Genomic DNA, 23,327 nt, shown 5'->3' with positions numbered 1-23,327 from the left:
AGGAGTACACATGCACGCGCGTGCTGCCGCCGCCACGACCACCGCGTTCTTCGGACTCAGCGTCGCCATACTGCCCAGCCCTCACGCCGATGCCACCGGCGGTGACGGCCCGGTCGTCGTCGCCCACCGCGGCGCCTCCGCGTACGCACCCGAGAACACCCTGGCCGCCGTCGACAGGGCTGCCGCCATGGGCATCACCTGGGTCGAGAACGACGTGCAGCGCACCAAGGACGGCCGGCTCGTCGTGATCCACGACGCCACCTTGGACCGCACCACCGACGTCAAGCGGCTGTTCCCGAAGCGGGCCCCCTGGCGGGTGAAGGATTTCACCGCCAGGGAAATCGCACGCCTGGACGCGGGGAGTTGGTTCGGACCCCAGTACGCGGACGCGCGCGTGCCGACACTGGGCCAGTACATGGAGCGCGTGTCGCACCACCACCAGAAGCTGGTCCTGGAGATCAAGAACCCTGAGCTGTACCCGGGAATCGAGCGACAGACCCTCGAAGTCCTGAGCAACAAAGGCTGGCTCGACCCGGACCACCTCAGGAACAGGCTGATCGTCCAGAGCTTCAGCAGGGACAGCGTGCGGAGGGTCCGCGAGCTGCGGCCGGGGGTCAGGACCGCGTACCTGGGCACGCCCCGGGTGACGGAACTGACGGCCTACGCGCGCTTCGCCGACCAGATCAATTCGGAGTACACCAGGCTCTCCCCCCGCTACGTCTCCGCCGTCCACGCGCTCAAGGGCCCGCATGCAAAGCCGGTGAAGGTCTTCGCCTGGACCGTCAACAGCTCGGGCGAGGCCCGGCGAGTGGCCGGCTTCGGCGTGGACGGCATCATCACGAACACGCCCGACGTGGTGCGCAGAGCGGTCACCGCCTACTGAACCGCCTTCTGAACCGACGCGCCCGGAGGTGCGGACGTCGCCCCGACCACATCCGCGGGGCGTTGTCAGTGCGGCGCCGTACGGTGGGCGCATGGACAGTCATGGGCAGTACGAGCAGCAGTTGGTGTGGGCCGTCGTCGCGACCGACATCGGTCCGCTGCTGCTGGCCGCCACGCGCGACGGCCTGGTGAACGTGGTGTTCCACGCGACGGACGCCGTGCGTGACAAGTCGCTGGAGCGGCTCGCGTCCCGGCTCGGCACGGACCCGGTCGAGGATCCCGGCTCACCGCTCCTGGCCGATGCGATACGCCAGGTGGCGGCATATTTCACCGGTGAGCTGCGTGACTTCGAGCTGCCGTTGGACTGGTCCCTGATCACCGGGTTCAACCGCCAGGTGCTGCGCGAGCTGGCGTCCGGCGTGCCGTACGGCACGGTGGTGGGCTACGGCGACCTGGCCGGCCGGGTCGGTCAGGCGGGCGCGGCCCAGGCCGTCGGGGTGGCCATGGGTTCGAACCCGCTGCCGGTGGTGGTGCCGTGCCACCGCGTGGTCGAGAGCGACGGCGGCATAGGCGGGTTCGGGGGCGGGCTGGAGACCAAGCGAAAGTTGCTGGCGATCGAAGGGGTGCTGCCGGAGCCGCTGTTCTGAGCCGGGTCCCCCCGCGGCGGGGGCACCCGTGTGCGCTACTCGTAGTGCCGTGCCTCGAAGACGTTCCCGTCAGGGTCACGGAAGTAGAAGCTGCGCCGGGCCGCGCCGCGGGCGCCGAAGGAGTCGTGAGAGAAGTCGGAGACGGGGACGGCCCGCTCCTCCAGGCGTGCCCTCAGGGAGTCGAAAGCATCCTCCTTGAGGGACACGCACACATGGTTCACGGGATGCCCAGCACTCTCCGCAGCCCCTGGGACCATTCTCGTGTCCTCCGCCAGGGAGAGAGGAGCGAGGTCGAAAATCGTCTCCTCATTGAGCCGCACGGACGGGAACGACTCCTTGCCCTCGGCGAAATCAGTGACCCTGAGAGGCTCCAGACCGACCGCCTCCTCGTAGAAACCGGCGGCGGCGACCGGCTCCCGGACCCACAGGACGACATGGTCGAGACGTGGCGAGTTGTCCGTCATGCCTCCAGGCTGGTGTCCTTCCCCACAGCTCGCAAGGGTTTGGGCGGGGATGCCTCCCGCCAGAGATGAGGAAAGACCGGAAGACAGGAGGCACGCGCGTGCTGGTGGTGTCCGAAGAGGTACGGGAGGCGCTCGCCGCGCACCGGCCCGTGGTGGCTCTGGAGTCGACGATCATCGCCCACGGGCTGCCGCGCCCGCGCAATCTCCAGGTCGCGCTGGAACTGGAGCACGTCGTCCGGGGAGAAGGCGCTGTACCGGCGACGATCGCCGTCCTGGACGGCCGGGCCCATGTCGGCCTCGACAAGGAGCAGGTGGAGCGGGTCGCGAACGAGGACGGCATCCGCAAGCTGGGGCATCGCGATCTGCCGCTCGCGGTCGCAGCAGGAGTGAGCGGGGCGACGACCGTGTCCGCGACGGCGCTGCTGGCCTCACTCGCGGGGGTGCGGGTGTTCGCGACGGGCGGGTTAGGCGGCGTCCACCGGGACTGGACGGTGACCCAGGACGAGTCCGCCGATCTGAGGCTGCTGGCACGGACCAGGATCACCGTGGTGTGCGCCGGCGTGAAGTCGATCCTGGACGTACCGGCGACGCTGCAGCGTCTGGAGACGCTGGGCGTCGCCGTGGCCGGTTACCGCACGGATCGCTTCCCGGGCTTCTATCTGTCCGACTCGGGACATCCGGTCGACTGGACCCTGACGTCGCCGGGACAGGTGGCGGAGGTCATGCGTGCGCAGGACGCACTGGGCGGTCCGGAGTCGGCGCTCATCGTCGCCAATCCGGTCCCGCCGGAGGAACAGCTCGACCCCGGTCTCCACGCGCGCGTGCTCGCCGACGCGCTGCACGCGTGCGAAGAGGAGGGCGTCACCGGTCAGGCGGTCACGCCGTTCCTGCTCGACCATCTCGTCCGGCACACCGACGGGGCCTCGCTGAGCGCCAATCTGGCGGCGGTACGGGGGAACGTACGGCTCGCGGCGCGGATCGCGGCGGCCTGGGCGGGGGCGTGAGCGGGGCACTGCTCGTCGTCGGGGACGTCATCACGGACGTCGTCGCCCGGCACCGCGGCCCGCTCGCGTCGGGCACGGACACGGTAGCCGCCATCCGGACGCTGCCCGGTGGCGCGGGCGCGAACGTGGCGTGCTGGGCAGCCCATTGGGGCTGCCCGGACGTACGGCTGCTGGGACGCGTCGGGGCCGAGGCCGTGGCCTGGCACGAGAGAGAGCTGGCGGCGTCGGGCGTGCTACCCCGCCTCGTCGTCGATCCAGAGGCGCCCACGGGGACGGTTGTCTGTCTGGTGGACGCGGGCGCCTCGGCCGAGCGCACGTTTCTCACGGACAGCGGGGCGTCGCTGCGGCTGTCACCCGGTGACTGGGCGGACGCGTTGCTCGACGGTGTCGTACGGCTGCATCTGTCGGGCTATCTGTTCTTCTCCGAGCCGAGCCGGGCGCTGGCGACGGTGGCCATGGAGGCGGCCAGCGCGCGGGGGGTGCCGGTGAGTCTGGATCCGGCGTCCGCGGGATTCCTCAACGAGTTGGGCGTGGACAGGTTCCTGGCTCTCACCGAGGGAGTCGACGTGCTGCTGCCCAGCCGGGGTGAGGCGTGTCTGCTGACCGGACTGCCCGACCCGGCGGACGCGGCGGCCAAGTTGAGCCGTCATGTCCCTCTGGTGGTCACCAAGCAGGGCGCGGAGGGCGCGCTGGTGGCCGCATCGGGAGCCGTGCGGGCCCGGATTCCGGCGGTGCCCGCCATCCCTCGGGACACGACCGGGGCAGGCGACGCGTTCACCGGAGCGTTCCTCGCGGCGCTGCTGACGGGGGCCGAGCCGGAGGTGGCGGCCGCGGAAGGGTGCAGAGCGGGAGCCATGGCGGTGGAGAAGGTGGGAGGGAGACCCGCGAAGGGCGCCAAGTAGGCCCCGGGCCTACGAGCCGCGTGCCCCTACTCCTTGTATCCCCACGCCGAGATCATCGGGGCCGTTGCCAGATCCATCGTGCCCGAGGCGACATTGGACAGATGGCGGTCGACCTCCTCGTTCGTGGCCAGGCCGGCGGAGACGAGGCGGTCGCGGATCTGACGGACCGTCGCGACTTCGAGGGCGGCACAAGCCGGCGAGGTGACGGGGAAGTACGCATCGGCCTCCACGCGACGCAGACCCGCCTCGCGAAGCAGGCGAGGGAGTCTGCGGCCGTACGACAGGTCGGCGCCGCGTTCGGCGAGGAGCGTGCGGAATCCCGTGCGCAGGCGGTTGGCGAGCTGCTGTTCGGGGCCGTGCTCGTCCGGGCAGATGAGGGGCTGGAGCGCCGGGTCAGCATCCTCGACCAGGATCCGTCCGCCCGGGCGCAGCGCCTTGACCATCGATCGCAACGCCCGCTCCCGGTCCGGCACGTGAACGAGGACGAGCCGGGCGTGCACGAGATCGAAGTCCTCCCCCGGCGGTTCCTGGACACCCACGTCATGGGTCTGGACCTCGATCGGGGAACGCGCGGCCGACGCCGCCCACGAGGTGTCGATGTCCGTCGCGACGACCTTTCCGGTCGGGCCCACCTTCTTGGCGAGCCAGGAGATCACAGAGGCGCCGCCGGCGCCGACCTCCCAGCAGCGCCAGCCGAGTCCGATGCCGAGGTTCTCGATGTGGCGGAACGTCGTGGGATCGAAGAGGGCGGAGAGCGCGTCGAAACGCCGGCCCGCCTCGGTCTGCCGGTTGTCGAGGAGATACCCGTCGGTTGGCGTCATGGGGAGATCATCCCAGTCGACCTGCTCGTTCGTGCGCGACGACGCTCCGCGCGGGCCCCGCACACAGGGCCTCGTGCGGCCGCGGGCCCCAGCCGCACAAACGCCCTACAGCAGCCCTGCAACTCGCATGACAAAGCGGAATGTTCCGTTTCCACAGGCTTTTCCGGCGATCGAGTCGGACTGGCAGACTGGCTCGCGACGGCGCAGAGTGCGGCGCGAGGAGATCCACGCAAGGAGATCCAGATGTCCATGGCAGGGAATCTGCGGAAGGTGACGAGCCTCGGCAGGGTCGGCGGCCTCCGCAAGGTGGCGCGGTTGACACGGCGTCGTGCGCGCGTCGACCTGAGCCACCCCGCCCGGTCACCGCTGGGCTCCGCAGTGGTCAACTGCGTGACGTACCAGGACGGCGTGCGCGTTCCCGGCGGCCGCGATCTGGTCGAGGCAGTGGAGCGGGTCCGCAAGAGTGACGACGGCTTCGTCTGGCTCGGCCTGCACGAGCCGACGGACCGGGAGTTCTCGGGCATCGCCGAGCTCTTCGACCTCCACCCGCTGGCGGTCGAGGACGCGGTGGAGGCGCATCAGCGCCCGAAACTTGAGCGGTACGGGGACACGCTGTTCGCGGTCTTCAAGACTGTCTGCTACGTGGAGCACAAGGAGTTGACCGCGACGAGCGAGGTGGTGGACACCGGCGAGATCATGGTGTTCATCGGCCCCGCCTTCGTTATCACGGTCAGGCACGGCCGGCATGGTTCGCTCGGCCCTCTGCGCGAGGAGCTGGAGGCCAACCCGCAGCAGCTCGCGAAGGGGCCTGCGGCGGTCCTGCACGCGATCGCCGACCACGTGGTGGACGACTATCTGAGCGTCACGGACGCGGTGCAGGAAGATATCGACCAGGTCGAGACGGATGTCTTCGCGGAGAACGGCGCGCGATTGGATCCAGGGCGCATCTACCAGCTCAAGCGCGAACTCCTTGAGTTGAGGCGGGCAGTGGCACCGCTGGACCGTCCCATCCAGGAGCTGGCCACCAGGCCGATCCGGGTGATCGACCCGGAAATACAGGCGTACTTCCGGGACGTCTCCGACCACCTGCTGCGCGCCACCGAGCAGATAGCCGCCTTCGACGAGCTGCTCAACTCGATCCTGCAGGCACATCTCGCGCAGGTGAGCGTCGCGCAGAACGCGGACATGCGGCGGATCACGGCGTGGGCCGCTCTCATCGCCGTGCCGACCATGATCACCGGCGTCTACGGCATGAACTTCACCTACATGCCCGAGTTGCACTGGAGAGTGGGCTATCCACTGGTCCTGGTCGCGATAGCCGTCGGCTGCCTCGTCCTGTACCGGGGGTTCAAGCGCAACGGCTGGCTGTAGTGCGCCGGGTCAGCGCGTCGGGTCAGCGCGTCGTGGTCCTCGCGTAGACGCTTTCGACCCAGGTGGCGAGCTGATCATCCGTCAGATGCTGGGCCAGGTCGGACTCGCTGATCATGCCGACGAGACGCTTGTTCTCGATGACGGGAAGCCGGCGGATCTGGTGCTCCTCCATCTCGTTGAGCACTTCGTCGACCTCGGCGTTCGCGTCGATCCAACGCGGCGTGCCCTGGGCCATGTCACCCGCGGTCACGCGTGAGGGGTCGTGGCCCATGGCCACGCAGCCGACGACGATGTCGCGGTCGGTGAGGATGCCGCAAAGCCGCTCGTTCTCGTCACTGATGGGCAGTGCACCGACGTTGAGTTCGCGCATCAGCTGGGCGGCTCGGTCCAGGGTCTCATGGGCGGGGATCCACTGGGCACCACGGTGCATGATGTCTCCGGCGGTGGTCATGGAGTACCTCCCGATGCCGGACGGCCGGCGCGACACAGGACGTACCGCATGTCCCGGCGCCCTTCATTCTTGCCGTGTCCCAGGGGAAATGCACCCGGAGCGACCGGGCGGCCGACGCTCAGGCCGAGAAGCGCACGATCTTCCGCGGGACGACGCGGATGATCACACGGGCCTCGTCGTCCCGCTCCCCGGGAGGATCGATGCCCAGGTACTTGTGCGATAGCTCGTACGGGAGACGCTTCTCGTCGTCGGGAAGAATCTCGACGGTGCCCCGGATCTCGACCGAGGTGTAGGGGTCGGCGAGATCGAAGACCGAGAGGCTGACGCGGGGGTCGCGGCGCAGGTTGCGCACCTTCTGACGGCCGTCGGCCGAGGAGAAGAGGACGGCGTCGCCCTCGCGCTTGATCCAGACGACCGAGTTCTGGGGGGCACCGTCGGGGCCGAGGCTGGCCACGCTGGCGAAGTTCTTGCCGTCGAGGAGGGCGCGGACGGAGTCGTCGAAGACGACCGTGGAGCCGGAGGGGGAAGTCATGGAACCAGGGTAACTACATGCACATGCATGTAAAGCGTTTTTCGGAGTCCGGCGTGAGTCAGCCGTTCCAGGCAGGGTGGCGCGGGTCGTCCGCGCGGATCATCAGGTCCGCGGCGGCGCCCGGGTCCGTCTCCGTCTCGTAGCGCTCGAAGGCGGGGAGTGTCCAATGCTCCGACTCCGGGGTGCGGCGGCGGAGCGCGCCGGGAGAGAGGAGCACATGGACGGTCAGGTCGAAGGGGAACCAGTGTCGCAGGAGGAGGGGGCCATGGAGCAACAGCACTCCACCGGGTGGGAGTTGGACGTAGGGGCTCCGGGTGGCCCGGTCTGTGACCGGGTCCCACAGGTCTGGCAGCACGCGGCCGTCGCCGCCGGGGTCGAGGGGTCCGAAGACCTCGCGCCACAGGGCGCCGGTGTCGAGCCAGCCGTCATAATAGGACTCAGGGTCCCGGCGACCGTACTCGAGGCGGACGGAGGCGGGGCGCAGGAAGCCCTCCGTGCCGACGACGAGCGAGGGCCGACCGCGTATACGCAACGCGTCGGACACTCGCTGGGCGAGGTCGCCGGGATTGGCCGCCGGGGCTCCGTCGAACGCGATGCGCGGCCAGAGGCTGCCGTCGGAGGGCTTCAGGTCGAGCAGGCGCTCGGCGAGGAGGTCGCCGAGCCGTTCCCAGGTGATCGCTTCCAGTCGCACACGGCCCATGATGCCGCGCCCCGACGGCGAACCCACCGCACGGCCGCCGACGGGAGGGCGGGTGCACCTCGATGGCGAACCGGCGGCACGACATGTGACGGAACGGCGACGCTGTGCACACGCGGCGGCGGGGTGAGATGTCGGAACCCGGGTCACCGGCACCACTCGTCGGGCCACGCCCTGCAGGGTCACCGGACCGTTTCGTTCCTTAGCGATGGTCGCGCCGGCGGGAGGGGAATGAAGCGGTTATGGCGCCGATCTCAACTCCTCAGCCCCGGAGCGGACTTCTGGTGTTCCAGCCGGTCAAGCGGCGGCACTGTGCCCAGTGCCAGAGGGGACCGTTGCCGTTGGTGGTACTGGAGGACGCGGCGCCCCGGTGTCTGGACTGCGCGGACCTCGGGCATCTCGTGTTCCTGCCGCGGGGCGATACGGCACTGACTCGGCGCTCGCGGGAGGCGAGCGCGCTGTCGGCGGTGGTGGTGCGGTTCAACCGGCGCCACGGCCGGTACGAGCGGCAGGGGGTGCTCGTCGAGGAGGCGGCACTCATGCTGGCCGAGGAGCGGTGTCTGGCCGACGCGGAGGTACGGCGCAGGCGCCGGGCGCGGGACGCCCGGCGGCGGGCGGCGGAGGACGTGCGCTTTACGGAGGCCTTCACGCGGGAGATCCTGCGGCTGTTTCCCGGGTGCCCGGCCGGGCGGGCGCAGGAGATCGCGGCGCATGCGTCGGTGCGCGGAAGCGGGAGGGTCGGGCGCAGTGCGGCCGGGCGGGCGCTGTCCCCGGAGGCGGTGACGGCCGCGGTGCGGGCGGCCGTACGGCACACGGAGACGCCGTACGACGAGCTGCTGATGGGCGGGGTACCGCGGCCCGAGGCACGGCGGCGCATCGCGGACAGCGTGGAATCGGTGCTGCGGGAGTGGGGGCTTCGGGAGGCGGCGTGATCCCGGGCGGGGCCGGGTGGGCACGCGCAGCGGCTCCGGAGGTGACACATGCCGCCGCGTGGTCCCGCTCGGCGCGGTCCGTTGGACGCGGGCGCATGCGCCCGCGCCGCCCGCGCATGGTCACCGGTCTCGTGCGACGTTTCACTTCTAGTGACAGGCGGGGGTGGGAAGGATCTCTGCGTTCAGGGGAGCGAGGCGGGAGTTGACATGACGGATGGGCCGTACTTCGTGCTGATCGTGCTCGGGGTGCTCGGAACCGGGCTGGTGGCGGGGGTGTGCTTCGGGTTCTCGGCATTCGTGATGCGTGGGCTCGGCACGCTGCCGCCGGCACAGGGGTTCGCCGCGATGAACGCGATCAACAGGGCGGCGATGACACCGGCGTTCATGATCCTGTTTGTGGGATCGGCGGTGCTGTGCGCCGTGCTTGCCGTGGTGACGTTCGTGTTGTGGCCCGACGCCAGGGTGGAACTGCTGCTGGGCAGCGCCCTGTATCTGATAGGTGTGTTCGGAGTGACTGCTGCGGCGAACGTTCCCCGCAACGAGGCGCTCCTGCGGATGGACTCCGGCTCTCCGGAGGCGGCCGTGTACTGGCGTCCCTACATGAGCGAGTGGACGATGTGGAACCACGTCCGCACCGCCGCGTCGGCCGGTGCCGCGGTGTCCTACGTCCTCGCCCTCAGCTGAACCCCTGGGCCAGTCGCACAGGCCCCGGTGCCGAGCGGCGTGCGGGGCGGCGGCGTCGTATTGTGGCAGGAAACGATCCCGTACGCGTACGCAAGGGGGACGGCCATGGCCGATCCCAAGGGATTTATGTCCACACCCCGCGAGGAGTGGCCCCGCAGGCCCGTCGAGGAACGGGTGCGGGACTGGAACGAGGTGTACGTCCCGGGTGCGTTGCTGCCCATCATCAGCCGGCAGGCGAACCGGTGCATGGACTGCGGGATCCCGTTCTGCCACGAGGCCTGCCCGCTCGGGAACCTGATCCCCGAGTGGAACGACCTCGTCTCGCGCGAGGACTGGCGGGCGGCGAGCGACCGGCTGCACGCCACGAACAACTTCCCGGAGTTCACGGGGCGGTTGTGTCCGGCGCCCTGTGAGGCGGGATGTGTGCTCGCCATCAACCAGCCCGCGGTCACCATCAAGAACGTCGAGGTGGCCATCGCGGACCGGGCCTGGGAGGAGGGGTTCGCGCCGCCGCGCCCGCCGGAGCGGCTGTCGGGGCGGACCGTTGCGGTCATCGGGTCGGGGCCTGCGGGGCTCGCAGCGGCCCAGCAGCTCACCCGTGCCGGACACACGGTGGCGGTGTACGAGCGGGCGGACCGGATCGGGGGGCTGCTGCGGTACGGGATACCGGCGTTCAAGATGGAGAAGCGGCATCTGGACCGGCGCCTGGAGCAGATGCGCGCCGAGGGGACGAAGTTCCGTACGTCGACGGCCATAGGGAAGGACATCGGAGCCGCCGAGCTGAGAGCCCGGTACGACGCCGTGGTAATCGCGACCGGTGCCACGGCCTGGCGCGAACTCGACGTGCCCGGGCGTGAGTTGGCCGGGATACACCAGGCGATGGAGTACCTTCCGCTGGCCGACCGGGTGTGCGAGGGGGATCTGGAGGTCTCGCCGCTGTCGGCGGCCGGGAAGCACGTCGTGATCGTGGGTGGCGGGGACACCGGGGCCGACTGTCTGGGGACGGCGGTGCGCGAAGGGGCCGCGTCCGTGTCCCAGCTGGACATCTACCCGCTGCCGGAAGCGGACCGGAACGAGGACACCGAGCCGTGGCCGACGTATCCGAAGATCTACCGGCTGTCCGCCGCCCACGAGGAGGCGCGGGATCTGCGGACTGCGCCCGCGGCGAACGCGGACGCGCGGCTCTTCGCGGCCTCCACGCTGCGCTTCACGGGAGACGCGGACGGGCACGTACGGGCGCTGCACCTGGTCGAGGTGGACGCCCGGCGGCAGCCGCTGCCGGGCACCGGGCGGACGCTCCCCGCCGACCTCGTGCTGCTCGCGCTGGGGTTCTCGGGACCCGACCGCGGGGACGGGCTGATCGACCAGCTCGGGCTGGCACTCGACGCGCGCGGGACGATCGCACGGGACCAGGACTTCGCGACGAACGTGCCCGGCGTGTACGCCGCCGGGGACGCCGCGCGCGGACAGTCGCTGATCGTGTGGGCGATAGCGGAGGGGCGGGCCGTGGCGGCCGCGGTGGACCGGCATCTGAGCGACGGGGCGACACGCCTGCCGGCGCCGATCGGGCCGTACGACCGTCCGATGACGGCGTAAGCACGCGTCAAGGAAGCCAGGTGAGCGGCCCGGCATTGCGGTGGTGCCGTGAGACGCCCGGAAGTCGCCCCACGGCTCATACGGCCCGGCTGTGACGCGGCGACTACGGCTTGCGGCCCACCGCCCCGTAGCCGGGGATGACGCCGTCGTCCTGTCCGGGCACCGGGTCGCCCAGTTCCGGGTGCCACTTGTGGACCACCTCGACACCGGGTTCGACGAGGTCGAGACCGTCGAAGAAGCGGGCGAACTCGTCGCGCGAGCGAAGCGCCAGCGTGACTCCGGCCGCCCTGAGCTTCTCCGTCGCCGCCGCCGACTCCTGCGGCGTGAAGTCGGCGGTGGCATGGGTCATCATCAGATAGCTGCCGGAGGGCAGTTCGGACAACAGCCGATCGACCAGTTCGTGCGCGCCGTCCTCGTCGGAGACGAAGTGCAGCAGCGCGACGAGGGAGAGCGCCACGGGCCGGCTGAGGTCAAGGATCCGCTTGACCCCCTCGACGATGGTGGCCGAGTCCCGCACGTCGGCCTGCAGGTACTCGGTCACCCCCTCGGGCGTGCTGCGCAGCAGGGCCGCCGCATGGGCCAGCACGATCGGGTCGTTGTCGCAGTAGACGACGCGGGCGTCCGGCGCGATCTGCTGGGCGATCTGGTGAAGGTTGGGCTCGGTGGGGATGCCCGTGCCGATGTCCAGGAACTGCCGTACACCGTTGTGGGCCAACCAGCGCGTGGCGCGGTGCATGAACGCGCGGTTGACCCGCGCCATCACCGGCACCCTCGGGTCGAGGGCGAGCATCTGACGGCCCATCTCCTCGTCGACGGGATAGTTGTCCTTCCCGCCGAGGTACCAGTCGTACATGCGCGCGGGATGCGGCTTGCTCGTGTCGATGACGACGGCGTCCTGGGCGGGGTCCTGCCCGGTCATGAGGAACTCCGTGAGTCTGTAGGACAGTCAATGATCAACTGAAGGCCAATTTAGTAGATGCGGTGAACAACGTCGCGAATCAACAAGGGAGTTACGAGAGCAGGAAGTCTGCCTCCCCCGCCTTCGCCCCCTGGATGAACGCGGTCATCTCGTCGGAGGTGTAGATCAGCGCGGGCCCGTCCGGGTCGGTGGACTGGCGGACGGCGATCCGGCCGTCGGCGAGCTTCATCGCCTCCAGGCAGTTGCCGCCGTTGCCCCCGCTCCACGGCTTGTGCCAGCCCTCGCTGCCGAGTTCGCGGGCGGGCATGCCGTTGTAGACGCGTTTGCGTGGTGTGGTGCGTTCCATTACAGCTCCTTGCGGAGATCCTCGAGGATCTCCTTCGTGCGTTGTGCCGTAGCGGCCTGAGCCGCCATGCGGTCCATGACCTCGAGGTGGGTCGCCACCTCGGCGCGCCCGTCCAGGTAGACGGCTCCGGTCAGGTACTCGCTGTAGACCATGTCCGGCAGCTCTGACATGGCAAATCGGAACAGTACGAAGGGCCCGTACGTGCCGGGATGCGGGCCCGAGGAGAACTCGAGCACCTGCAGCGTCACATGGGGCAGCTTCATGACCTCCAGCAGCCTCTCGACCTGGGCGCGCATGACCCGGGGGCCGACGACCGCGCGGCACAGGGCCGTCTCGTCCATCACGGCCCAGGTGCGGGGCGCGTTCTCACGTGTCAGCAGTTCCTGGCGCTGCATGCGCAGCGCCACGTGGCGCTCGATGTCCTCGGGTCTGGTCTGCCCGATGGCGCCCGACTTCAGGACGCCCCGGGCGTACTCTTCGGTCTGCATGATTCCGGGCACGAAGTGGGGTTCGTACTGGCGGATGAGCGCGGCGGCGCCCTCCAGGCTGACGTACATCGAGAACCAGCCCGGCAGGATGTCGTGGAACCGCTGCCACCAGCCCGGTCTGTTGGCCTCCTCGGCCAGTTGGACGAAAGCCTCGGCCTCCTCGTCGCCCACGCCGTACGACTTCAGCAGCAGCTGGAGGTACGGGATCTTCAGGGTGACCTCGGCCGTCTCCATACGGCGGACGGTGGCTGGTGCGACACGCAGGATGCGCGCGGCCTCCTCCCGCTTGAGACCCGCACGTTCCCGCAGGTCGAGCAGGCGTCGGCCGAGCACGACCTGACCGACCGTCGGCGCCGACCGTGGCTCGCTCACCTCGCACCTCTCACGTCCTCCTGTGTCCTGACAGCCCGGACGGCGCCGTTCGAAACCGCACCGGTCAACGCCCGCGTTCGAACTCGATACGCGAACTCCCGACGCGAGCGGCGGACGTGCAAGCCCCCGCTACGGATCCCAACTGGCGCCGTTCGTCGTGCCGTTGCGAGCAGTGTGCCATGCAGCCTCGCGGAGGCACACTGCACTCTGCAATTTTCAGAGTGACACTTGCCAAGTGTTCACGCCAAGGCGATAGTGGCAAGCGTGATTCCGTCCGCGCCGTTAGGAACAGACGCCGCCGCAGACCGGTCCGGGCCGGGCGGCGCCGCACACGTGCGCCCCGGCGCGGCCGCCGAGCGCCGGTTCCGCTTCGAACTGGCCGCACATCCGGGCTCCGTCGCACGGGCCCGGCAGCTGACACACGCCCGGCTTTCAGCCTGGGCGGTGTGCGAGGACACCTGCGACACGGCGGCTCTGGTCGTCTCCGAGCTGGTGACCAACGCGATCGTGCACACCGCCGGAGAGCACGTCGTCTGTGAACTGCACGACGCGGACGACGTGGTACGCATAGACGTACGGGACGAGGGATGCGCTCCGGGCGGGCCGCACCCCGGTCCGCAGCGCCCCGAGGAGGAGCACGGGAGGGGACTGCTTCTCGTCGCGGCCCTGTGCCGGGCCTGGGGCGCCCAGGAGGCGGGCCCCGGGCTGCTGGTCTGGGCCGAGCTGGCACGGGAGGCCGACCAGCCGCCGTCCGGCGAGCGGCCCCACCCGGCGCAGCCGTCCCGGGACCTGTCGTGTTCCGGCGGCAGGTCCCGGGCGACCGAGCACACGACCGCGCGGTACGACCTCGGCTGGAGCGTCAGGAAACCGCCGGTGAACGGAGAGGCACGGTCCGACCTGGGCTGGAGCGCGAAGCGTCCCCCTGCCGACAGCCGGGGTTCCGGGGCGGACGCGTCCTGGGGGGCGGGGACCGAATGAGTGAGAGGGGTGCACGGGCCGCAGGGCCCGGGACCGCGCAGGTCCTGACCCTGGACTCGCTGGTCCGCCTCAGGCGGGAGCAGCGGACACCCGAAGCGGTGTCGAGGCGGCTTCCCCTGCCCGACGGCATGACCGTCCCGCTCGGTTGCGACGCGGTGGCCGTGCCCGCCCACTACGGGCCTCTGCTGCTGCCCCGGCTGCCGCGGGTGGGCTGTGTGTACGCCGACCGGGCCGACTGGTGGTGGATCGTGCCCTCCGACTCCGATGTCGCACTGGACTGGCCGACGCCCTCTCGCTACGTGACGGGCGCGCTCCTCCCGGACGTGCCGGACACCCCCGGTCTCATCCACTGTCCGGCCGACAACGTGCCCTACACCCCGCCGATCCCGCTCTATCTGGCACTGTGCCGGGTCACAGGCACCACGCCGGCGTGGTCGCGTCCGCTCAGCGCCTGACCGAACGACTGCTGCCTCTGTCCGAAATCGCCCGCCGTGACGAAACTCCGGGGCCCTGGTGGATGGAGAGCTGCTTCCTGGGGAGACCCTCGTTCGTCCGCACTCGGGGGAGGTCAACGCGTGGCGAGGAAATCCCGCAAGGCTCGCAAGGAGAAGGCCGATGAGGCCGCTCCGGTCACATCCGACTCGGAGTTACTGCTCTTCGGCGGTCCGCTGCGCTACGACACGGGTTGGTCGCAGCACTCCGACGCGTTCCTCGAGCTGAACTTCCGGGCCATGGTCGTGCGCCTGCCGTCGCTGCTCGCGTCGAGCTTCCGGCTCGCCTGGCAGGCCGACCGGCATGCCGCACGTGTAGTCCTGGGCGCCGAGGCGGGCCGTGGTCTGGCGCAGGCGGTGAGTCTGCTGGCGGTCAACGTGCTGGCGCGGCTGATATCGGGCGGCCCGGTCGAGGACCGGCTGCGCGGCGCCGTCCCGGCGCTGGTCGCGGTCGCCGTGGTGATGCTGCTGGCCGTGTTCCGCGTGCACGGCGTCGGCCCCTTCCTGCTGCGTCACTTCCGCTCGATGTCGGAAGCCGCCGAGGCCGAACAGGCCCGGCTGGCCCGGCTGGCCCGGTCTGTTGGCCGCCGCGTGGACGGGCGTGGCCACCGTGGCGACGTACGCGACGCTCGGCTGGCTGCTGCTCGCCGGTGCCGAGCTGGAGGTCTTCGACAAGATCCGCGCGCTGGCGGGCTCCGGCCAGACCGTCGTCCTCATCACCCACCGGCTGGCGTCGGTGCGCCACGCCGACCTGGTGCACGTCCTGAACCGGGGGCGGCTCGTGGAGTCCGGCCCGCCGGACGAGCTCCTCGCCGCGGGCGGCGTCCACGCCGAGTTGTACGCCCTGCAGGCCGAGCAGTTCACGGCGAAGGTCACCAGCCGGGAAGCCGACTGAGACCGGGGGCGTCGACTACTCCGCGGCATCGGCTCCCGGCACGATCACCAGGAACGCGTCCGTCGCGAGATCCATGACGACCTCCGCGGGCTGCCCCTCCAGGCGGCGCGCCTGTGCGAACTCCTCCGCGGGCCACGATCCACGCGGCCCGCCGGCCGGAAACCGCTCCAGCACCGTTCGCCCGTTCACCCTGCACCTCCTTGCAACGCCGTGTTCCGGCGAGCCGATCCCGGTCGGCTCACAAAGTTAAACGCCTACCCTCACATGAACGGCTCGTGAGGTGACGGTACTGAGACACATTCGACACTCGGTCAACACGGAATTGCGAGGAATTCAGAGAAATGATCCGCTTTGTCGAGCGGTGCTGACCCTGTGGTGCGGATCATGTGTCGTACTTTTGGATCCGCCTGCCGTGGCCGCGGTCGACGAGCGCGGGGAGCCGGTCCCACAACTCGCTCAGGGTCGACGGCAGATCGATGGTCAGCAGCTCACGGTCACGCATGAGGACGCGCCCGTCGACGATCGTGGTGCGGACGTCCGACGCGCGGGCGCTGTGCACGAGGGTGGCGGCGAGGTCGTGGACGGGCTGCGTGTGCGGTCCGGAGACGTCGACCAGCACGAGGTCCGCGCGGCGCCCCGGCGCGATGCTGCCGATACGGTGGCCGAGTCCGACGGCTTGGGCGCTCTGCAGCGTGGCGTGGTACAGGGCTTGACGGGACGTCAGCCAGCGGGGGTCGCCCTCGGCCGACTTCTGCGCCAGGGAGGTGAGCGCCATGGACTCCCACACATCCAGCGAATTGTTGGAGGCGGCTCCGTCCGTGGCGAGTCCGACCGGGATCCCGAGGGAGCGCAGGGCCCGTACCGGTGTCGTGGTGGGCCAGGCGAACTTGAGGTAGCCACGGGGCGCGGTCACCACGGCCACGCTCCCCCTCGCGCGTTCCAGCACAGGCAGGTCGCGCTCCACGATGCCGGTGCCGTGCGCGATGAGCAGGTTCGCGTCGAGAAGTCCGGCCGCTCCCAGGACCTCGATGGGCGTACGTCCGTGTCGCGCCAGGCTGTTGTCGGTCTGCTCACGGTTCTCGGCGGCGTGGATGTGCACGGCAAGTCCGTGCTGGTGTGCGAGTTCGGCGGTGGCCTCCAGGTCCGCGTCGTCCACGGTGTACGGGGCGTGCGGGGCGAGGGCCGTGGTGATGCGCCCGTCGGCGGCACCCCGGTGTCGTAGCGCGAACTCCAGTGACCTGTCGCGCCCCTCGGTGCCCTGCGAGGAGAAGAACGCCTCCCCCAAGTGGGCGCGGAGCCCGCAGTCAGCCACGACGGAGGCGACGGCGTCCATGCAGAAGTAGTGGTCGGCGAAGCAGGTGACACCGCCGCGGATCATCTCCGCGCAGGCGAGCCGGGCGCCCAACTCCACGTCCTTCTCGCTGAGATTGGACTCGATGGGCCACACGACGTCGTTGAACCACTCCTCCACGGGCAGGTCCTCGGCGATGCCGCGCAGGGCGACCATCGGGGAGTGCGTGTGGCAGTTGATCAGTCCGGGCAGCGCCACCTGCCCACGTGCGTCGATCCGCTCGACGGCGGGCAGGTCCCCGATGTCCGCGGCGGGCGTCACCGACTCCACGGTCCCGTCCCGCACGACGATCGCGGCCTCCTCCGCGAAGCCGATGCCCTCATGATCGTCGTGCACGAGGACGGTGCATCCGGTGATGACGAGGTCGGCGGGCGCGGTCGGCGGGTCGGCCGGAGTCGACGTCATCCCGACACCGTACGACGTGCTCGTACCCCTGGGCGAGGTGGAGCGCGCATCCCGTCGCCGCCCTGTTCCCGTGCCGGATCCGCGCGCACGCTGGCCTCACCACAGCCCGCCACCCGGCTTCTGGAAGGAGCCCGGCATGCTCCTCGGCACCTGGAACCTGGAGAACCTGTACCGGCCCGGCGGCCCGTTCGGCCCCAAGGACAAAGCCGCGTACGAGACCAAGCTCGCCGCCCTGGCCGCCGTGATCACAGAGCTCGATCCGACGCTGCTCGGCGTCCAGGAGGTCGGGGACCTGGAGGCACTCGAGGACCTGGCCGGGATGCTCGACGGCGAGTGGCACGTCACCCTCTCCCGGCATGTGGACGACCGCGGCATCCGTGTGGGCTTCCTCAGCCGTCCGCGGCCGCGTGTGCTCGCCGACACGAACGGGTTCCCCGAGCGGCTGCGGCCCGTGCAGGGTGACGACGACGGGACGCCCGTGGCGCACGCCGGCCGGGGCTTCCTGGCGGTGGAGATCACCGCGGGCACGCTGACGCTGACGGTCGCGGTGGCCCATCTGAAGTCGAAGCTGCTGTCGTACCCGGGCGGCCGGTTCCAGCCGCGCGACGAGGGCGAACGAGCCCGCTACGGCGCGTACGCCCTCTACCGGCGGACCGCCGAGGCGACGGCGCTGCGCACGCTCGCCGACGAACTGCTGGCCGGCGACGGGAGCACCCGCGACGTGGCGGTGCTGGGCGACATGAACGACGAGGTGCAGGCGGCGACCACCCAGATCCTGCTGGGCCCGCCCGGCTCCGAGATCGGTACGCCCGGTTACGAGCATCCTGACCGGGGCGACTCCGTGCGCCTGTGGGACGTGGCACCGCTCATCCCCGTGGACCAGCGGTACTCGCGCATCACCTCGGGGCGGCGCGAACTCATCGACCACATACTGGTGAGTCATCGACTGGTCCAGCGCCTCACGGCGGCGGGCACCGGCCTGCCGGGCGAGGACGCGCTCCGGCTGCCGTCGGTCGGCGCCGACCCGGGCGGGCGACGCGGAGCACCGGGATCGGACCATGCACCGGTGTGGGCGCGCCTGGGGACGTGAGGCGTGTCGTACCGCTGGGTCCTGTCCTCACACTCCCGTCGTCCGCCCGGTGGGCGGGCCTCGCGGCGGCTGGGGCACCTCCCGCTCGAGCGAAGCCGAGAGTGCGTGCATGGCGTCGCGAGCCAGGCGGGAGTGTGACGACAGGTCCTAGACCGCCAGGGGCAGGGGCTGCGGTTCCGTCGCGCCGATGCCCGCCTGCTGCCGCCGCTCGGCGAGTTCGGCCAGGAGTTCGGTGAGCCGCTCCCGGTGGCGGGGCGTGAGCCGTCCCGCGTCGTCGAGGTGCACGGCGCACGCGGTGGTCGTGTCCACGAGCCGTTCGAGAGTCGCGGCCACCTCGTCCATGCCCTCCGTGTGCCGGGCGAGGGCGGGTAGTTCGGCGGCCGCGAGGTCGAGCGCGGCGCGGGCCTCGGCGAGGGCACGGTAGGCCTCGCGGCGCAGCGCCCAGCGCCCGGCCCGGTCGTCCTCGCGGGTCAGTACGTGTGCGAGGTAGGCGTGCGCCTCGTCCATCGCGCGCACCAGTCGCGCCCGTACGGTGCCGCCGCGCTGTCCAGGCGCCGGCAGATGCCCGACGAGCAGCACGATCCCGCAGGCCACCAGCGTCTCGCCGATCCGGCTCCAGGACGCCGCCGGCTCCCCGCCGACCATGACGAGGGCGAGGACGAGGGCGGTGACGACGGCGGTCTGCGCGGCGAAGTGGCGCGTGGCGACGGGGATGAGCGCCCCGCACAGGGCCACGACCGCGATGAGCCCGGCGGGACGCGGCAGCACCGCGGCGAGTCCGGCGAACACGACGGCACCCAGCACCGTCCCCGCTGCCCGGCACAGCACGCGCGACACCAGCGGCCCGAGGTCGGGCTTGACGAGGAAGACGGCGGTGGCGGGCAGCCAGTACCAGTGCGCGTGGTGCCCGTACCACTGGGCCCGGTGCAGGGCCTGCGCGACCGCCGCGCTGGCACCGAAGCACAGGGCGACACGGAGTCCGTACTCCCGCCCGCCGGTGCCCAGGACGATGCGCAGCACGGACGTGGCGGCACGCCGCCGGGTGTGCAGGTCACGTCCGTCGCCGCCCCGGTCGAAGGCGTCGGCGGCGTGCAGGAGGGCGTCGTCGAGGGCGCGCAGCGCGGGTGCGCTGCGGGCGGGCGCGGGCAGCGGACCGGTGGGCGTGTTGCCGCGCACCGCGGCCGCGAGTCGGCGGGGCCCCTCCGCGGCGCGCTCGGGCACGGTGTCCCCGGCCCAGGCGAGCGCGGTGGCGGCCTCGGCGAGCGGCAGGGCGGCGGTGTACTGCGCGTGCAGGCGCCGTTCGGCGGAGGAGGACGCGTACCGGCGCAGTCGCGGACCGGCGAGGGCGTCCTGCGCATGGTCGAGGGCGGCGGTGAGGGCGGCCCGTCGCCCGGGGGCCTGCGGGGTTCCGGTGGCCACGAGGAGGTCGGCGACGGCCTGGTACACCCCGGCGACGGCGACGCGTTCCCCGTCGAACCGGTAGTCGCCGGCGGTCGCGCCGGGCGTCGGCAGCACCAGCCGCAGCGCGAGCAGCCAGCCGGCACCGGCGAGGTAGAAGAGGGCGCGCTGCCACCCGGGCTCGGGCAGCGGCATCCCGGCGCCGACGGCGGAGGCGACGAGCAGTTGCGTCCCGGCACCGGAGGCGACGGGCCCGACCGCGCTGACGGCTCCTGCGACGAGTCCCAGGCCGGTGAGCACGAGGGTGAGGACCACGGCCCCGGTGTGCTGGCCGGCGTACGTCCCGACGAGCAGCCCGACGGCCCCGGCGAGTGCGGGCACACCCAGCCGCTTCACGGAGGCCCGCCGGCTGCCGGGCCGGTCGTTGACACCGGCGAGCATGGCGCCGAGGGCGGCGACGACACCGGCCGACGCGCGGCCGGCGAGGACGGCGGCGAGCAGTAGGGGCCCGGCGGCGAGAGCCCCCCGGACGACGGCATTCCAGGGCATCGGCCCACGCTGGGCGCGCAGGGCGTGTGCGAGCCAGGGCGGCAGGGGCAGAGCGCGAACGGCGATGGGCGGGCGCGGGGGCACGGAGCTCCTGTCGGGTCGAGGGCGGGTGTGCCTTCGGGCGACGGTGGCCGGGCGGTGTGGGTACCACGGTAGGGCGCGTGCCGGGAGCGGATGGGACGTACAGGTTTCGGCGGTGTGAAAGGAGGGGCGGGGCCGCGTTCTTTATGAACGCAATCGTGAGGGCGGGGCTCCCGGGCCGCTGCGGGACAGGAGCGGGTCCGAGTGCGTAGTCGGCCCCCGGGCCCTGTAATGCCGCCCATGTGGGCACGCCGTCACGCTCGAGGACCAAGGTCAGTCGTGATGTCGCCGCGTCCTGCCTTTGGACCATTGCGCATCGAGCTGCGCGAGCTGGACTTGAACCAGCACTTCGACGTCCGGGGCCCGGGCCCGGTCGATCCGGCGATCGGCGGCGAATGCTGAGTCTGGAGCGAGAGTCTGAGATTGATCGCGGTCTGCCTCTGCCGAATTGGGCTACCGGCGGCGGGAAGTTGTGCCGCGGGGAGGATTCGAACCTCCACTGGAACCGCGCAGTCGCGACAAGCTTCAGCTTCAGCTTGCGCTCCTCGCGCACCCCGGCCGCCGTTCGTGGTGGCCGGGGAGTTCTGGAGGCTACCCGAACAGGTAGGGGTGCTTTTCGGTGGCCTCCGCCTTCACGTGGTTCCGGGGCACCTTCTTCGTACGCAGCGTCCGCACCGACTTGCCGATGCGGCGGCGTTCGGCCCGGTCGGGCCGGTTGACTTCGACGACATGGTGCCCGTGTGAGATCGCGGCGCGGGTGAAGCCGGCTCCGTAGGAGGAGGTGCCTTCCACGCCGATCGCGATCACGTGGCCGTGGGCGGTGAGGAAGGCCAGGGCCGCGGCGTATCCGGCGGTGGTGGTGGTGGTGAACTCGGCGTCCGCGAGGTGGCCGCCGTTGTCACTGATGACCGCGACGTGGAGGGTGTCGGCATGGGAGTCGACCCCGCCGAACACATCCTGGTGCGCTGTGTCCGGTGCCGCCGTCGATATGTTCCGCCCGGCCGGAGCCATGAGAACAGGTCCCCGCGGCCGGACAGAACAGCGGCAGGACAGCCCAGCAGGACGTCAGTCAGTACCCGACCCACGGCCACCGGAACCTGAGTATCAGCATCAATGTCAGTGCCGCGCGTTACCAATGAATCATGTCGTCACGGAGCGTGACGAAAGACGGAGTGACGGGGGCGCAGTCATGGCCGGATACGAGGAAGAGGGCAGCCGACGGCACGTGTCGCAGGCGGAGCTGCGGGAGGCGCTGCGATGTCCAGGGCAGGCGGTGCTGGAGCGGATCAGGACCGAGCCGATCGACGTACCGCGTCTGGACCCGGGGACGTTGGCGCTGCGGGCCGTGGAGCACCGGGCGCGGACGGAGAGGGAGCGGCGGCGGGCCGGTGGTGCGGTCACGGGAGCCGGAAGCAGCCCGCTGGCCCTCCTCGGCGGCGTCCCACCCGGCGCCTCGGGCAGTGCCCCGCCATCCGTCCCCGCCGACCGCTCCGCACTCGACCCCTGGAAGGTCGACTATCTCCGGAAGCGACTGCGCCACTACGACCAGCTCCTGGAGGGACTCCCCGGACAGGGGGGCGCTTCCGAGCGGGCGGAGGCCGTGGCTCTTCTGCGGCGGCGGATCTGCGCGGCCATCGCCGAGGCGTACCCGCCCCTTGCCCAGGAGTGCGAGAGGCAAGCACGTGGTCAAGGCGATGGTCGCACGCCGTGATGGGACGGGCCGGGCCGCGAGGCTCTACTCGTGGCCGGACGCCTGGATGAATTCGGATGCGGTCGCCGTGCCGAACCCGCATGATCGGCGGGTTGCGGTTCCACCGGCGCACGGCCGGTCCGGACCGCACCCGTTCTCCGGGAGTCTCATGCTGAAGCGCGTCACCGTTCCCGCCCTCTTTCCGCCACCTCACTACGCGCACGCGTCCCTCGTGGAGGCGGGAACCCGGCTCGCGTTCCTCGCCGGGTCCGTGCCGCTCGACGCCGAAGGGAAGCTCGTGGGCGAGGGCGATCCGGTGCGACAGGCCGAGCAGGTGCTCGCCAACCTCGACGAGCAGTTGCGCGCGGTCGGCAGCGACATGGCACATGTCGTGTCGACGGATGTCCATGTGGTGAGCAGCGAGCCCGCGGTGCTTTCCGCGGTCTGGGACGTGGTCGAGGCCTCGGGGCTCAGCACCGGGCCGCACTCGTCGACGCTCATCGGCGTGGCCTGCCTCGGGTACACCGGCCAACTGGTGGAGATCACGGCGACGGCCGTCGTTCCCGAGGGCCGTGAGGACGCCTAGCGCCCCACTCCCTCCTCTTCGGCAGTGGCTTCGCCCAGCCGCCCGCTCGACTCGTCGTCAGTCCCAGGGACACCAGTGACTCCGCGAGTTTCACCGCCGCCGCCACTCCGTCGACCACAGGCAGCCCCAGCTTCTCCGCCACCGTCCGCTGCAGTCCGGTCATCCCGGCGCAGCCCAGTACCAGGACCTCGGCGCCGGCCTGCCGGGCCCGTTCGGCCGCGGTCATGAAGGCCTCCTCGGTGCGGGCCGCATCCCCGAGGTCGAGGACGCCGAGGCCGGTGCCGACCACGGCCGCGCAGTTCTGCAGGACGCCCGCCGTGTACAGGCTGTCCTCGATCTGGCCGCGTGAGCGCTCCAACGTGGTCACCACCCCGTACCGCCGGCCCAGCAGACAGGCCAGATGTGCCGCCGCCTCGGTGATGTCGACGACCGGCACGTCCAGCATCTCCCGCGCGCCCTCGCGCCCGTGTTCCCCGAACCCGGCCATGACCACGGCCTCGTACGGGCCCTCGTAGGTGCGCAGCGCGTCGAGGACGGCGGCGGCCGAGAGGTAGCTGTCGAGCCAGCCCTCCGCGGACTCGGGCCCCCATGCCGGGGTCAGTCCGGTGACGGTGGTGCCCGGACCGGCGGCGGCCCGGGCACCTCGTACGATCTCCTCGGTCATCTCCTGCGTGGTGTTGCAGTTGGTGACGACGATCCGCACGC

General features: G+C 71.0%; 25 protein-coding genes and 3 pseudogenes. 14 read left to right on the top strand and 14 right to left on the bottom strand.

From position 1 onward, the window contains the following. The first annotated feature begins 10 nt into the window (after positions 1–10). Entirely contained in the window at positions 11–883 is an 873-nt protein-coding gene (locus ACZ3TS_RS22315; protein WP_467620444.1) for a glycerophosphodiester phosphodiesterase, read from the top strand. Positions 884–974: 91 nt separating this feature from the next. Then, a complete protein-coding gene (locus ACZ3TS_RS22310) occupies positions 975–1,529 on the top strand; it encodes a methylated-DNA--[protein]-cysteine S-methyltransferase (protein WP_467620441.1) in 555 nt (184 codons plus the stop codon). Positions 1,530–1,564: 35 nt separating this feature from the next. Here the strand turns inward: ACZ3TS_RS22310 and ACZ3TS_RS22305 are convergent, their stop codons facing one another. Further along, the gene (locus ACZ3TS_RS22305) at positions 1,565–1,993 is read right to left on the bottom strand and encodes a VOC family protein (protein ID WP_467620438.1); all 429 of its coding nucleotides are present in this window, start codon (positions 1,991–1,993) and stop codon (positions 1,565–1,567) included. Between the two features lie 98 nt (positions 1,994–2,091). On the opposite strand from ACZ3TS_RS22305, the gene ACZ3TS_RS22300 reads away from it, so the two are divergent. Further along, the gene (locus ACZ3TS_RS22300; protein ID WP_467620435.1) at positions 2,092–2,997 is read left to right on the top strand and encodes a pseudouridine-5'-phosphate glycosidase; all 906 of its coding nucleotides are present in this window, start codon (positions 2,092–2,094) and stop codon (positions 2,995–2,997) included. Then, the gene (locus ACZ3TS_RS22295; RefSeq protein ID WP_467620432.1) at positions 2,994–3,899 is read left to right on the top strand and encodes a carbohydrate kinase family protein; all 906 of its coding nucleotides are present in this window, start codon (positions 2,994–2,996) and stop codon (positions 3,897–3,899) included. The genes ACZ3TS_RS22300 and ACZ3TS_RS22295 overlap by 4 nt, the downstream gene beginning before the upstream one ends. Before the next feature lie 26 nt (positions 3,900–3,925). On the opposite strand, the gene ACZ3TS_RS22290 is transcribed toward ACZ3TS_RS22295, so the two are convergent. Continuing rightward, positions 3,926–4,720, bottom strand: a complete 795-nt coding sequence (locus ACZ3TS_RS22290) for a methyltransferase domain-containing protein (protein WP_467620429.1) — start codon at positions 4,718–4,720, stop codon at positions 3,926–3,928. A gap of 243 nt (positions 4,721–4,963) precedes the next feature. Between ACZ3TS_RS22290 and ACZ3TS_RS22285 the strand changes: the two genes are divergently transcribed. Beyond that, a complete protein-coding gene (locus ACZ3TS_RS22285) occupies positions 4,964–6,091 on the top strand; it encodes a magnesium and cobalt transport protein CorA (protein ID WP_467620428.1) in 1,128 nt (375 codons plus the stop codon). 22 nt (positions 6,092–6,113) lie between these two features. Here ACZ3TS_RS22285 and ACZ3TS_RS22280 read toward each other — a convergent pair whose 3' ends face one another. The 3 genes from ACZ3TS_RS22280 to ACZ3TS_RS22270 form a co-directional block, all read right to left on the bottom strand. Then, complete coding sequence (locus ACZ3TS_RS22280; protein WP_467620426.1) at positions 6,114–6,542, bottom strand: CBS domain-containing protein; 429 nt, start codon at positions 6,540–6,542, stop codon at positions 6,114–6,116. Positions 6,543–6,660: 118 nt separating this feature from the next. Further along, the gene (locus tag ACZ3TS_RS22275) at positions 6,661–7,074 is read right to left on the bottom strand and encodes a PPOX class F420-dependent oxidoreductase (RefSeq protein WP_467620424.1); all 414 of its coding nucleotides are present in this window, start codon (positions 7,072–7,074) and stop codon (positions 6,661–6,663) included. 58 nt (positions 7,075–7,132) lie between these two features. Beyond that, complete coding sequence (locus ACZ3TS_RS22270) at positions 7,133–7,774, bottom strand: nucleoside/nucleotide kinase family protein (RefSeq protein ID WP_467620422.1); 642 nt, start codon at positions 7,772–7,774, stop codon at positions 7,133–7,135. Between the two features lie 239 nt (positions 7,775–8,013). Between ACZ3TS_RS22270 and ACZ3TS_RS22265 the strand changes: the two genes are divergently transcribed. From ACZ3TS_RS22265 to ACZ3TS_RS22255, 3 genes are all read left to right on the top strand, one after another. Further along, positions 8,014–8,703: a DUF2293 domain-containing protein gene (locus ACZ3TS_RS22265; protein WP_467620419.1), complete on the top strand. Its 690-nt coding sequence runs from the start codon at positions 8,014–8,016 to the stop codon at positions 8,701–8,703. A gap of 207 nt (positions 8,704–8,910) precedes the next feature. Then, positions 8,911–9,387, top strand: a complete 477-nt coding sequence (locus ACZ3TS_RS22260; protein ID WP_467620416.1) for an anthrone oxygenase family protein — start codon at positions 8,911–8,913, stop codon at positions 9,385–9,387. 105 nt (positions 9,388–9,492) lie between these two features. Continuing rightward, on the top strand, positions 9,493–10,983 hold the full coding sequence (locus tag ACZ3TS_RS22255; RefSeq protein ID WP_467620413.1) for a glutamate synthase subunit beta: 1,491 nt from the start codon (positions 9,493–9,495) through the stop codon (positions 10,981–10,983). A 103-nt stretch (positions 10,984–11,086) separates the two neighbouring features. Here ACZ3TS_RS22255 and ACZ3TS_RS22250 read toward each other — a convergent pair whose 3' ends face one another. From ACZ3TS_RS22250 to ACZ3TS_RS22240, 3 genes are all read right to left on the bottom strand, one after another. Further along, positions 11,087–11,902 (bottom strand): SAM-dependent methyltransferase, encoded by an 816-nt coding sequence (locus ACZ3TS_RS22250; RefSeq protein ID WP_467620411.1) that lies wholly within the window; start codon positions 11,900–11,902, stop codon positions 11,087–11,089. 91 nt (positions 11,903–11,993) lie between these two features. After that, positions 11,994–12,248, bottom strand: coding sequence for a DUF397 domain-containing protein (locus ACZ3TS_RS22245; RefSeq protein WP_467620408.1), 255 nt, complete (start codon positions 12,246–12,248; stop codon positions 11,994–11,996). Next, on the bottom strand, positions 12,248–13,108 hold the full coding sequence (locus ACZ3TS_RS22240) for a helix-turn-helix domain-containing protein (RefSeq protein WP_467620406.1): 861 nt from the start codon (positions 13,106–13,108) through the stop codon (positions 12,248–12,250). The genes ACZ3TS_RS22245 and ACZ3TS_RS22240 overlap by 1 nt, the downstream gene beginning before the upstream one ends. A gap of 255 nt (positions 13,109–13,363) precedes the next feature. Between ACZ3TS_RS22240 and ACZ3TS_RS22235 the strand changes: the two genes are divergently transcribed. From ACZ3TS_RS22235 to ACZ3TS_RS22225, 3 genes and pseudogenes are all read left to right on the top strand, one after another. Then, the gene (locus tag ACZ3TS_RS22235; protein WP_467620403.1) at positions 13,364–14,086 is read left to right on the top strand and encodes an ATP-binding protein; all 723 of its coding nucleotides are present in this window, start codon (positions 13,364–13,366) and stop codon (positions 14,084–14,086) included. Further along, positions 14,083–14,541 (top strand): hypothetical protein, encoded by a 459-nt coding sequence (locus ACZ3TS_RS22230; RefSeq protein WP_467620400.1) that lies wholly within the window; start codon positions 14,083–14,085, stop codon positions 14,539–14,541. Before ACZ3TS_RS22235 ends, ACZ3TS_RS22230 begins: the two co-directional genes overlap by 4 nt. Before the next feature lie 120 nt (positions 14,542–14,661). Beyond that, positions 14,662–15,472 (top strand): annotated as a pseudogene (locus ACZ3TS_RS22225) (hypothetical protein). Positions 15,473–15,487: 15 nt separating this feature from the next. Here ACZ3TS_RS22225 and ACZ3TS_RS22220 read toward each other — a convergent pair. Next, entirely contained in the window at positions 15,488–15,661 is a 174-nt protein-coding gene (locus ACZ3TS_RS22220; protein WP_199835986.1) for a hypothetical protein, read from the bottom strand. A gap of 193 nt (positions 15,662–15,854) precedes the next feature. Continuing rightward, on the bottom strand, positions 15,855–17,228 hold the full coding sequence (locus ACZ3TS_RS22215; protein ID WP_467620398.1) for an amidohydrolase: 1,374 nt from the start codon (positions 17,226–17,228) through the stop codon (positions 15,855–15,857). 136 nt (positions 17,229–17,364) lie between these two features. Between ACZ3TS_RS22215 and ACZ3TS_RS22210 the strand changes: the two genes are divergently transcribed. Further along, positions 17,365–18,318: an endonuclease/exonuclease/phosphatase family protein gene (locus tag ACZ3TS_RS22210; protein WP_467620396.1), complete on the top strand. Its 954-nt coding sequence runs from the start codon at positions 17,365–17,367 to the stop codon at positions 18,316–18,318. Between the two features lie 147 nt (positions 18,319–18,465). Here the strand turns inward: ACZ3TS_RS22210 and ACZ3TS_RS22205 are convergent, their stop codons facing one another. From ACZ3TS_RS22205 to ACZ3TS_RS22195, 3 genes and pseudogenes are all read right to left on the bottom strand, one after another. Beyond that, complete coding sequence (locus ACZ3TS_RS22205; RefSeq protein WP_467620393.1) at positions 18,466–20,265, bottom strand: FUSC family protein; 1,800 nt, start codon at positions 20,263–20,265, stop codon at positions 18,466–18,468. A 687-nt stretch (positions 20,266–20,952) separates the two neighbouring features. Next, positions 20,953–21,021 (bottom strand): annotated as a pseudogene (locus ACZ3TS_RS22200) (DUF7873 family protein); the annotation flags it as partial. Between the two features lie 24 nt (positions 21,022–21,045). Continuing rightward, positions 21,046–21,357, bottom strand: a pseudogene (locus tag ACZ3TS_RS22195) (IS110 family transposase); the annotation flags it as partial. A 178-nt stretch (positions 21,358–21,535) separates the two neighbouring features. On the opposite strand from ACZ3TS_RS22195, the gene ACZ3TS_RS22190 reads away from it, so the two are divergent. Both ACZ3TS_RS22190 and ACZ3TS_RS22185 read left to right on the top strand, forming a co-directional pair. Then, complete coding sequence (locus ACZ3TS_RS22190) at positions 21,536–22,057, top strand: hypothetical protein (RefSeq protein ID WP_467620390.1); 522 nt, start codon at positions 21,536–21,538, stop codon at positions 22,055–22,057. 148 nt (positions 22,058–22,205) lie between these two features. Continuing rightward, entirely contained in the window at positions 22,206–22,622 is a 417-nt protein-coding gene (locus tag ACZ3TS_RS22185) for a RidA family protein (RefSeq protein WP_467620387.1), read from the top strand. Here ACZ3TS_RS22185 and ACZ3TS_RS22180 read toward each other — a convergent pair. After that, positions 22,579–23,325: an aspartate/glutamate racemase family protein gene (locus ACZ3TS_RS22180; protein WP_467620384.1), complete on the bottom strand. Its 747-nt coding sequence runs from the start codon at positions 23,323–23,325 to the stop codon at positions 22,579–22,581. The two genes, ACZ3TS_RS22185 and ACZ3TS_RS22180, sit on opposite strands and share 44 nt — an antisense overlap. Positions 23,326–23,327: the final 2 nt, after the last annotated feature.

The organism is Streptomyces sp. NPDC022910 (genome assembly GCF_055561075.1).
The sequence above is the reverse complement of the archived record's forward strand: the minus strand, read 5'-3'. Positions and strand labels throughout refer to the sequence as shown.

Bases quoted from the DNA above. Each gene is read 5' to 3' on its own strand.
- ACZ3TS_RS22315 (WP_467620444.1), top strand. From the start codon at position 11: ATGCACGCGCGTGCTGCCGCCGCCACGACCACCGCGTTCTTCGGACTC.
- ACZ3TS_RS22310 (WP_467620441.1), top strand. From the start codon at position 975: ATGGACAGTCATGGGCAGTACGAGCAGCAGTTGGTGTGGGCCGTCGTC.
- ACZ3TS_RS22305 (WP_467620438.1), bottom strand. From the start codon at position 1,993: ATGACGGACAACTCGCCACGTCTCGACCATGTCGTCCTGTGGGTCCGG.
- ACZ3TS_RS22290 (WP_467620429.1), bottom strand. From the start codon at position 4,720: ATGACGCCAACCGACGGGTATCTCCTCGACAACCGGCAGACCGAGGCG.
- ACZ3TS_RS22285 (WP_467620428.1), top strand. From the start codon at position 4,964: ATGTCCATGGCAGGGAATCTGCGGAAGGTGACGAGCCTCGGCAGGGTC.
- ACZ3TS_RS22280 (WP_467620426.1), bottom strand. From the start codon at position 6,542: ATGACCACCGCCGGAGACATCATGCACCGTGGTGCCCAGTGGATCCCC.
- ACZ3TS_RS22275 (WP_467620424.1), bottom strand. From the start codon at position 7,074: ATGACTTCCCCCTCCGGCTCCACGGTCGTCTTCGACGACTCCGTCCGC.
- ACZ3TS_RS22270 (WP_467620422.1), bottom strand. From the start codon at position 7,774: ATGGGCCGTGTGCGACTGGAAGCGATCACCTGGGAACGGCTCGGCGAC.
- ACZ3TS_RS22265 (WP_467620419.1), top strand. From the start codon at position 8,014: ATGGCGCCGATCTCAACTCCTCAGCCCCGGAGCGGACTTCTGGTGTTC.
- ACZ3TS_RS22260 (WP_467620416.1), top strand. From the start codon at position 8,911: ATGACGGATGGGCCGTACTTCGTGCTGATCGTGCTCGGGGTGCTCGGA.
- ACZ3TS_RS22255 (WP_467620413.1), top strand. From the start codon at position 9,493: ATGGCCGATCCCAAGGGATTTATGTCCACACCCCGCGAGGAGTGGCCC.
- ACZ3TS_RS22250 (WP_467620411.1), bottom strand. From the start codon at position 11,902: ATGACCGGGCAGGACCCCGCCCAGGACGCCGTCGTCATCGACACGAGC.
- ACZ3TS_RS22245 (WP_467620408.1), bottom strand. From the start codon at position 12,248: ATGGAACGCACCACACCACGCAAACGCGTCTACAACGGCATGCCCGCC.
- ACZ3TS_RS22230 (WP_467620400.1), top strand. From the start codon at position 14,083: ATGAGTGAGAGGGGTGCACGGGCCGCAGGGCCCGGGACCGCGCAGGTC.
- ACZ3TS_RS22215 (WP_467620398.1), bottom strand. From the start codon at position 17,228: ATGACGTCGACTCCGGCCGACCCGCCGACCGCGCCCGCCGACCTCGTC.
- ACZ3TS_RS22210 (WP_467620396.1), top strand. From the start codon at position 17,365: ATGCTCCTCGGCACCTGGAACCTGGAGAACCTGTACCGGCCCGGCGGC.
- ACZ3TS_RS22205 (WP_467620393.1), bottom strand. From the start codon at position 20,265: ATGCCCTGGAATGCCGTCGTCCGGGGGGCTCTCGCCGCCGGGCCCCTA.
- ACZ3TS_RS22190 (WP_467620390.1), top strand. From the start codon at position 21,536: ATGGCCGGATACGAGGAAGAGGGCAGCCGACGGCACGTGTCGCAGGCG.
- ACZ3TS_RS22185 (WP_467620387.1), top strand. From the start codon at position 22,206: ATGCTGAAGCGCGTCACCGTTCCCGCCCTCTTTCCGCCACCTCACTAC.